The sequence below is a fragment of the Helicobacter sp. CaF467b genome, assembly GCF_022664765.1.
Lineage (GTDB): Bacteria > Campylobacterota > Campylobacteria > Campylobacterales > Helicobacteraceae > Helicobacter_D > Helicobacter_D colisuis.
The window spans coordinates 995,714-1,005,296 of sequence record NZ_JALAIY010000001.1 but is presented as its reverse complement, the minus strand read 5'-3'; the positions used below and the strand labels follow the sequence as shown (position 1 = coordinate 1,005,296).

The window sequence follows — 9,583 nt, the reverse complement described above, 5'->3', positions numbered from 1 at the left end:
TATTGACTTGATAGGCAGAGAATGCTATAATGTTTGCTGATACAAATTCAAAGGTAAATTGTGTCTTTTTTTTGTGTCAAAATGTTCTTTTTTTTAACAAATTGTCGCCTATTTTGCGTGTTTTTATCATATGGTGTATAATAAATTTTTATAATTTAATAGTCTCTAAAAATGGAATATAAATTGCTTACTTAAAGACAATTAAATCTATTTTATGAATGGTTAAAGTTTAGCAATGATACCTACAATTAAAACAGAAAAAAGCGAACAAACAAGCCTTTTGTTAAAACATTCCAAAGATAAAGAAGATAAGGGAGATTTTGCAGAACTTTTTGGTTTATTAACACAAACACCAAAAACAGAATTACCTAATAGCAAAATCTCTAAAGTTACTAATAAAAAAGAAGCTATCCCAAGCTCATCAACGCAAAATGTAATGCTTCAAGAATCCAATCTTAAAAATACAGATAAAAAATTACTTAAAACTACACAAATTCCCAACCCTAAAAATCCAAAGGAATTATTAGAATTTACCAAAGCACAAAATATTCAATCTAGTGTAAAAACCCTAAAAGACATTACCCAAATAGCCAATAAACTTCAACTTAATTTACAAAAAATAAGCATAATAAAAGATGAAGCCAATAAAGAAGTTTCTATTAAAAATATCATCAATCCACAAGAAGTGCAAATTTCACAAAAATCTACAAAAACTTTGCCAAGCAAACAGGCAAATAACCTTTTAAATATGATTTTGCAAGATAAAGAGTTGCTATCAAAAACAAATAAAAAAGCAGACACAACTTTAAACTCTAGCACAAAAGAAATAAAAGTTAAATCTGCAATTTTAGATAAAGAAATATTGCCAAAATCTACCAAAAATGTGGAATCAAATAAAAAAGCAGACACAATTTTAAACCCTAGCACAAAAGAAGAAAACGATAAAACTACATTTAAAGCAAATGATTCTAAAAGCAAGGGTGATGAAATCATAACTGATTCTTTTAAGATTGATAAAGCCAACAAAGCATTAGATGCCAAAGAAAGCATTCAAAAAAATAATTTTAAGCAAGAAAATATTTTAGAGACTAAAGAAAAAATAGAGCTTGCCCAAGAATCAAGAGAAAAAAATCAAATAAAAGCTCAAAAAATAGTTCAAGAAGAAAAACAATCACCAACAATTTTCAATAAAACAAAAAAAGACAAATTTGAAACTTCTTTTGGAAAACAATCTCAAAAAACTACCCAAGATTCAAGCAACAAATATGCTTTAGATGAAAAAGAGATTAAACAAAATGATGCCCAAAAAGTAAATTCTACTTCTATAAATCCTTCCAATATAGAAATGCAAAAAACTCAAAATTTCATAGACAACTTATTGAAAATAGAGATTCCGCAAAAAACAAAAATTTTAAAATACGAAGAGTTTGAAAAAGAAACCAAAGAGAAAAAAACAGAAAAAATACACCAAGAAATTTACCAAAACATTTTGCAAAATCAAAATAATTTATTACTAAGCCCTAGAGAAACCTTTTTGCATTTTAGTGATAAATTAAGAGATGCATTGCAAAATTATAAACCACCTATTACTAAAATTTCTTTGGAGTTAAATCCAGAATCATTAGGTAGTGTAGAACTCACCATTACTAAAATGGGTGATAAGATTAATGTGCAAATTAGCTCTAATCAAAATGCCTTGCAACTTTTTATGCAAAATATGCAAGATTTTAAAAATCAGCTTAACAATGTTGGTTTTAGCGAAGTTACAATGGATTTTAAAGATATGAGTGGTAATAGTTTTTCGCAAAATAGTGGAGGAAATTTTAGTGATTCTAGACAACAAAACCCTAAGCAACAGCAAAAAGGGAACGAAAATGGCTTACAAATTTATCAACAAGCCGAGGAAACCAATAGGGAAATTTCTCATTTGGATTTAAGCTTTTCATATTATGCTTAAAAAGGAGCACAAAATGGCCATTTCAAGTATGAACAACTATTTAAATTATGCCTCTAGCGCAACTGCAAGAACAGCACAAACCAAAACAGGTGAAAATGATACCATACAAAACAATACAAACACTGATAATTCTACAGACAATAGCACAAATACCGACAACTCCACAGATAATAGCACAGGCAATACTAATAACGATAACAATGCTAATAACAATGGCAATGCTAATAACAATGGAAGTTCAGGTGGCAATGGTGATTCTGGTACAGGTGGTACAGGTGGTACAGGTGGAGTATTCCCCGGTGATACCCCTACTAAAGGGGAAGAGGATGATAACAATGGATTAGGCACAGAAGCCTTTATGAAATTGTTTTTAGAGCAACTTAAAAATCAAGATCCAACTGCACCAATGGAAACTCAAGAAATACTCACACAAACCGCGCAATTAACTCAAGTAGAGGCGCAAACTCAAATGAAAAATGCTATGGAGCAAATGACAACCACAATGCAATCCATGCAAAGCACTAATGAAAAAACAATTGAAGCGCAACAAAAACTAATTGAAACACAAGAAAAAATGCTAGAAACAATGGGTGTTTTAGCAGGAAGCATTCAAGATAGCAGTATTCTTGGTGGATACAATACTGTTGGTATGATAGGTAATATTGCTGAAACCCCTTACACTGCCCTTAATGTAGAAAAAAATGAAGCTATTAAATTTGAACTTTATTTTGATGAGCCTATTGATCCAACCAAAGGACAACCAAAGATTACAATTACTGATAAAGATAATAATGTGATTCGAGAGATTGACTTAGCACAAAAAGATGAAAATGGAAATTACATTTACCTTAACAAAGAAGGTTATGTAGAATTTGAATGGGATACAAGAGATAGCAAGGGTGCTTATGTGAGCAAGGGAGACTATGTAGTCAAAGCAGAATACAACCTAGATCCCAACACTAATCAATACAAAGAAACTCAACTTGGGAGAGGTGAAGTGCAAAGTATCTTGTTTGATTCTGGAGTGCCTTATGTGAAGTTAGGAGATCACTTAACAGTGCCAATTATTTATGTAACTTCTTATTACAAAAAAGACTAAGGGGGAAGCAATGGTAGGATCACTTTATAGCGGAATCAGCGGAATTAAAACCCATCAAACTGGTATTGATGTAACCTCTAATAATATCGCCAATGTTAATACTACAGGCTTTAGAGCAAACTCTCCAGAGTTTAAAAGTCTTTTTTCAACATATTTAAACCACATTAACTCTAATTCTTCTGTGTCTAATGACTATAACTATGGGACAACAATTAGTTCTAATGCAATTAATACTAATGATGGAACTTATGTTAGTGCTGATGGAGATTTCAATGTCGCTTATAGCGGAAAAGGTTGGTTTGTTGTAGGTTTAAATAAAAATGGTGAATTTGATGTAAAAAACCCTGATTATACTGGAGCACAACAAAATTATTTTACGCGTGATGGTTCTTTTAGCTTAGATGGAGAAGGGTATTTGGTTAATTCAAGTGGCTATTATATGTATGGGATTAATTTGGGAAAAATAGCTGCTGATGGTGCTTTAACAGGTGTGAATAATCTTGAGCAAGATTATGCTAATTTGGGCGGTTCTGTGTTAGAACCCATTAGAATCCCAAAAGAAATGCACTATCAACCAACACTAACAACACAAGTTAATCTCTCAGTAAATCTAAACCGTGCTCAAAACCCTAAAGGGATTACAATTTTACAAGATGAAAATGGCAATTTTAGTATGGATAAATTCCTAGCACTTGATATGAATTCTCTAATGGATTCAAGCGGAAAACTACTAGATGCCAAAAATTACAAAGATATTACTTTTAGTATCGAACAAAATGGAGAAATAATAGATTATACTTTCACTTATGGCGCAGAGGGTGAAAACGGCTTTAAAACTACAGGTGAGCTAATCACACTCATTAAAGAAAAGACTGGACTTGACTTAGCTTTGAAGCTTGATGAGCTAGGGAATCCGAGTGATTGTTCTTTGTATCTTAGTAATAACACTATGCAAGAAATGAATTTAAGCATTAGTGGAAGGTTAGCTCAAAAACTAGGATTAAGCACCAATAATGAAACTCTAGAATCTGCTCTTCAATCTCAAGTAGAAACTTTTAGAGATGACAAAAACTATCCTAATGGTGCTTATGTAAATTACAATGGAATCATTTTTCAAAGAAATGGAGAAGGGCAAGATGCAGGAAACCCTATTGATAATCCAGATTCTTGGACTTTAGTTGATTCTACTAAAGTGGCTAATTATAAAGAAAATTCGGAATACAATGAAGGAGACTTTATTGTTTATGAGGGCAAAATCTATCAAAGAACTGATATGCCAACTACTGAAGTAATGGATCCAGAAACAGGAGAACTTATTGCTCAAAATCCCGCAGAAGACACAAATGCGTGGAAAGAAATCGGAGAAAATACAAGAGGAATGATTACAGAATATGAAGCGGGGACTACTTATGAAGAAAATGCAATGGTTACTCTTAATGGAATTCTCTATCAAAAAACAAATGGAGCAGGTGATACAAATCCTTTAGAAGATGCAAGTGGCTGGAGAGTCTTAATGACTGATTCCCTAGATAGCACACAGCTTAATGTCGCTACTTATGAGACTAATACAGAAGTGTATAGTGATTCTGGTGAGAAGTTTATACTCAAAAGTCAATATGTTTTACTAGAGCAGGGCGATCCAACAGCAACTCCACCTATTAATGAAAGATGGGAAGTAAAAAGTGCAATCTATGATAGCACTGGCAAAACAATGATAAGCGAGAATCCAGTTTTTAGCGAAATCTCTTTCAACGCAGATGGCACTCCTAATGCCGAACCTTTTGAAGTCGCTTTTCAAAATGGCAGCATTCAAGTCAATCTAGCTCAAAGTGATGATGGAAAATTTTCTAGCAATTTTGCTTATACAGATTCAGCACTTAAATCTGCTACACAAGATGGAACATCTTCAGGAATTATGAATAATATTGTTATTAATGAAGATGGAATTATCTTAGTAAATTTCACAAATGGGAAAGTTGAACCTATAGGCAGAATAGGAATCGCTGCTTTTGTAAATGACCAAGGCTTGAGCAAAATAGGGGGAAATCTCTTCAAAATGAATGCAATGACAATCAATGGAGAAACTTCCGTAGTAAGCGGACCGCCTTTGTTAGCGTGGGAAGAAACAGGCAATACAAGCTTAAAATACGGACAAGTGCTTGATCATATGCTTGAAACAAGCAATGTGGATACAGGAACAGCACTCACTGATTTAATTGTCTATCAAAGAGGCTATCAAATGAGTGCAAAATCAATCACCACAGCCGATCAATTAATGCAAGAAGCTATTCAACTCAAACGCAGTTAATCCCTAAGGCAATGAAATAATAAAATTTTAAAATTTTATTATTTCTATCACCCAAATCTTAGCTTTTATTTTCTCTCAAATATTAATGCAAATTTATGCTAGAATCATTTTTACAAGATTAAACTAAAGGCTTATTTTGTTTTTCAAATTCAAACTCCAAAATTACAAGCGTTGTGAAAAATGCTCTAAAGAAAGCCCAGAAGATGACGCGAAATTTTGCATATTTTGTGGAAAAGAGCTAAATCACCCAGCCAAACAAAAGCTACTTTATATTTATGAGAAAAATCCGGCAATCATAGCGGCATTTCTAGCCAAAATGGCAAAACTTGATAACGCTTCAATCTCGCGCGATTTATCTAGATTCATCTCTTCCTTGCTTGATAAGATTGACTTGTTTTATTCCAAAGATTATGGCGATTTTAGAAGCTCTTATGCAGAGATTTTTGCACTTGAAAAAAGTGGTGGTAGAAGCATTAGCAAACTTTGTTCTTGTATGCGTATTTCAAGTCAGCAAGAAGTGGATTTTTTAATATGTATTTTGCTTGATCTTGCCTATTTTGACAAACAAATGAGTGATAGTGAAAACACCCTAATAGAGAGCATCATCATAGGGCTTGGACTAAATCTCATAGTTTTTAGAGAGCTAAAGATAAAATACGAACAAATCTATCATTTTACTTCAAAAGAGCAGAATCGCCAAAAACAAGAAAATGATTCTAAAATGACTCTAAAACAAGCCTATGAGATTCTAAAATCACGCGAAGATGATGACTTTGAAACAATCAAGAAAAACTATAGAAAACTCGCTAGAGAATACCACTATGACAATCTCTATTCCAAAGAACTTCCACCCGAGCTTTTAAAAATAGCCCAAGAAATGATGAAAGAGATTAATCTAGCCTATGAAATCATAAAAGAAGCAAGGGGAGTGTGATGCTTATTTGTAGTCGCTGTCATACTAGAAATTTGGACATAGCTAGTTTTTGCAAAGAATGCGGAAGTAATGATTTATACGATCCACAAGCAGAAGAAAAACGCGAAAAAGAAAGGCAAAGACAAGAAGAGCTAAAAAGAGCAGAAGAAGAAAGACAAAGAATACAAGAAGCAAAAAGGCAAAAGGCTAGGGAAGAAAGAGAAAGAAGAATCAAACAAACCAAAGAATTTTTCAAACAAAATAAATATAAACTCTTAATTAGCGGCTTTGTTTTAGTTTTAGCGATTCTAGTGAGTTTGTATCAGTATTACTATGGCGGAAAATACAGCAGGGTTTATATGAGTAACCTTGAGAAACAATGCTACACTAATGATGAGAAAAGCTGTGAAATGCTCCGCAATATCTACAAAGAAAAATGCGATGGGGGTGAAAAAGAGGCTTGTCTCAATGCCTTTATACACAACCACAAAGATTTAAAAGCTATCAAAGTCAATGATAAGTGGAATCTTGTTAATGAAAACAATGAAACCATAGCTAATATTACAGATTTAATGCAAAGTTATGCAAGGATTAAACTCAATGGAAAATGGGGATTTATGGATAAAAATGGGGAAATTATCCTAAAGCCACAATTTGATTATGCTAATAGTTTTTACGAAGGACTTGCGCCGGTTGAACTCAATAAAAAATGGGGCTTAATAGATAAAAGTGGAAAAATTGTCATCAAACCACAATTTGATTTTGCTTGGAGTTTTAACGAAGGACTTGCAGGGGTTGAACTCAAGGGGGAAATATGGTTTTGTAGATAAAAATGGAAAAATTATCCTAGAACCACAATTTGATAGGATTGAGGATTTTAACGAAGGACTTACTAGAGTTAAACTTAATGGGAAATGGGGCTTAATAGATAAAAATGGGGAAATTGTCATCAAACCACAATTTGATAATGCTGGATCTTTTAGCGAAGGACTTGCGCCGGTTGAACTCAATTGGAAATATGGCTTTATAGATAAAAGTGGAAAAATTGTCATCAAACCACAATTTGATTTTGCTTGGAGTTTTAGCGAAGGACTTGCAGTAGTTAAACTTGATGGAAAATGGGGCTTAATAGATAAAAGCGGAAAAATTATCCTAGAACCGCAATTTGATGAGATTGGATCTTTTAGTGAAGGACTTGCGCTGGTTGAACTCAATGGGAAATATGGCTTTATAGATAAAAGCGGAAAAATTGTCATCAACCCACAATTTGATGAGATTGACCATTTCAAACCCATTGGAATCCAAATCAATGGAAAATGGGGCACAATAGATGAAAATGGTAAATTCATCGCTGAATAAGGCTTTGTAAGCCTTATTTTATGCCACTATTACATTATTTCAGTGGTAGCTTTGAGCTTTTGTTTATCAAAGTGCGTATAGATTCTTGAAGTCTCTACACTTGCATGTCCTAGGGCTTCTTGGACTAGCACCAAATCTTGGCTTTTTTGATAGAGCAGGGTAGCAAAGGAATGTCTTAGCATATGCGCACCATTTTTCTCTTTGCGGATTCCATTGGTTAGCAAAACCTGCTCAACAATGCGACTAACATAGGCTTGTGTGAGTTTTTTGCCTTTGTGATTACAAAAGAGCAAATCATTTTCAACTTCATTGGGGCGCGAATTAATCCACAAAGAAAAATCATTGCTAATATTTTTTGCCTTTATCATCACAACACGCGGTTTATTGCCTTTGCCACGCACTTGAATCACATAAAAATCGCCATCTAGTGTAATATCTTTGATTTTGAGATTTAATGATTCTCCCACGCGGATTCCGGTGTAAATAATCACTTTTAGCAACAAGCGATTCCTAGCCCCTAAATCTTGGTGTTTAAAGGGATAAGTATCAATGCCTTTTAAAAATCTCTGCACTTCCTCTTCTATCATATAAGAGGGGAGTTTTTGTCCGCTTTTTCCGCGTAGTCCTCCCCAGTTTTTTAACTCAATCCTAAAGATATAAGAAGTGCCATCATCATCTTCATTTTGCTTATCAATAAAGCCAAAAAAGTTAATAAGCGCAACACGATAGTTTTTCTTAGTAGCATCTGATAGTGAGCTTGTATTGATAGTCAAAAACTCTTTAAGCGTTTCTTCATCTACTTCTTTTAATGAAGCCAAACCCAAATAATTCAAATATTCATACAGCTTTAATAGCGGAATAATATAAGTGTTGATTCCGATTAATCCTGCATTGCGACATTGTTTGCAGATTTCTTGGATTTCTTGAATGCTTTTAACGCCTTTACGCAAAGAATTAAGTGGCATAATAATATCTTTTTTGTTTTGCACTTGATGATTTGAGAGACTATTGAGTTTGCTATACACAAAGCGTTCAATCCAAAATAACAAGTTTTCTGCAAAATCATCTTTAAAGTCAATGGGATAACGCATATCTTTTCCTTAAGAATATTTTAAATCCTGATTTGAATCTGATTCAAGCTTAATCTTAAGCAAGGTTAAGATTCATGGAAACGGGATTTTGTAAGATTTCTACAAACTGCAATTATATCAAAAGATTCTAATATTTTGTATTGAAAACTATAATTTTCAAACTTTTATTTTAATAGCCCTTAAATAAGTCTTGGTGTCTTCCTATTCGATAATAATTAACCTCTTTATTGTCTCTTTTGTAGATTAAAACCAAATCTCCAAAAATATGGCATTCTCTAAAATCTTTAAAATCTCCTTTTAATGCGTGATCTTTGTAAGCTCGAGGCAATATATCTAATTTTGCTAAATCCTCAACGCATTTTTTGATTACTTCAATATCCCATTGCTGTTTTCTAATCAGCTTTAAATCTTTCATAAAACTATTTTGAAAAACTTCATTACGCATTTTCTGCCTTGATTTCTTTATCAATAGCATTGAGCAAATCATCAAAGTTTTTATAAGGTAAAGGTTCATTTTTAGCCAAAATCTCTTTTGTCGCCTTGGTTGGTTCTTTTGGCAAATATTCTTTCTTTCTTTTTTTTACATTAAGAGAGTTTTTTAGTTTTTCATTTAAAAACTTAAAAAGTTCATTGTTCTCTTTTGTTTGTAATTCTAGCTTTTTAGCTCTTTTCTCTACCAAAGAAAGTGCGTTAATTAATTGTTTTGGCGTGGCATTTTCGTATTTAGAATAATCACACATAGATAACCCCCTACTTACTTTTAGCACAATTATATACTATTTTGCCCTATTAATAAAATTATATTGCCAAAAATTACTTTTAAGATTCTCTGCCCTTTATAGAATCTTTTAAAATG

The 9,583-nt window shown here is 32.8% G+C and carries 9 protein-coding genes; 6 read left to right on the top strand and 3 right to left on the bottom strand.

Annotated features, from left to right (window positions below; translation table 11 throughout):
- Positions 1-235: 235 nt before the first annotated feature.
- The 6 genes from MKD52_RS05135 to MKD52_RS05110 all read left to right on the top strand — a co-directional run bounded on the left by MKD52_RS05135 (position 236) and on the right by MKD52_RS05110 (position 7,636).
- A complete protein-coding gene (locus MKD52_RS05135; protein ID WP_242099493.1) occupies positions 236-1,957 on the top strand; it encodes a flagellar hook-length control protein FliK in 1,722 nt (573 codons plus the stop codon).
- 13 nt (positions 1,958-1,970) lie between these two features.
- Positions 1,971-3,056 carry a flagellar hook assembly protein FlgD gene (gene flgD / locus MKD52_RS05130; RefSeq protein WP_242099492.1) on the top strand — a complete coding sequence of 362 codons (1,086 nt, stop codon included), beginning with the start codon at positions 1,971-1,973 and terminating at the stop codon, positions 3,054-3,056.
- 10 nt (positions 3,057-3,066) lie between these two features.
- A complete protein-coding gene (locus tag MKD52_RS05125; RefSeq protein ID WP_242099491.1) occupies positions 3,067-5,364 on the top strand; it encodes a flagellar hook-basal body complex protein in 2,298 nt (765 codons plus the stop codon).
- Between the two features lie 133 nt (positions 5,365-5,497).
- Complete coding sequence (locus MKD52_RS05120; protein ID WP_347340929.1) at positions 5,498-6,298, top strand: DnaJ domain-containing protein; 801 nt, start codon at positions 5,498-5,500, stop codon at positions 6,296-6,298.
- Positions 6,298-7,107 (top strand): WG repeat-containing protein, encoded by an 810-nt coding sequence (locus tag MKD52_RS05115; protein WP_242099489.1) that lies wholly within the window; start codon positions 6,298-6,300, stop codon positions 7,105-7,107. Before MKD52_RS05120 ends, MKD52_RS05115 begins: the two co-directional genes overlap by 1 nt.
- A complete protein-coding gene (locus MKD52_RS05110; protein WP_242099488.1) occupies positions 7,073-7,636 on the top strand; it encodes a WG repeat-containing protein in 564 nt (187 codons plus the stop codon). The genes MKD52_RS05115 and MKD52_RS05110 overlap by 35 nt, the downstream gene beginning before the upstream one ends.
- Before the next feature lie 29 nt (positions 7,637-7,665).
- Here MKD52_RS05110 and MKD52_RS05105 read toward each other — a convergent pair whose 3' ends face one another.
- From MKD52_RS05105 to MKD52_RS05095, 3 genes are all read right to left on the bottom strand, one after another.
- Positions 7,666-8,727, bottom strand: coding sequence for a tyrosine-type recombinase/integrase (locus MKD52_RS05105; protein ID WP_112056686.1), 1,062 nt, complete (start codon positions 8,725-8,727; stop codon positions 7,666-7,668).
- A gap of 169 nt (positions 8,728-8,896) precedes the next feature.
- Positions 8,897-9,172: a type II toxin-antitoxin system YafQ family toxin gene (locus MKD52_RS05100; RefSeq protein WP_242099487.1), complete on the bottom strand. Its 276-nt coding sequence runs from the start codon at positions 9,170-9,172 to the stop codon at positions 8,897-8,899.
- Entirely contained in the window at positions 9,165-9,467 is a 303-nt protein-coding gene (locus MKD52_RS05095; protein WP_242099486.1) for a hypothetical protein, read from the bottom strand. The genes MKD52_RS05100 and MKD52_RS05095 overlap by 8 nt, the downstream gene beginning before the upstream one ends.
- Positions 9,468-9,583: the final 116 nt, after the last annotated feature.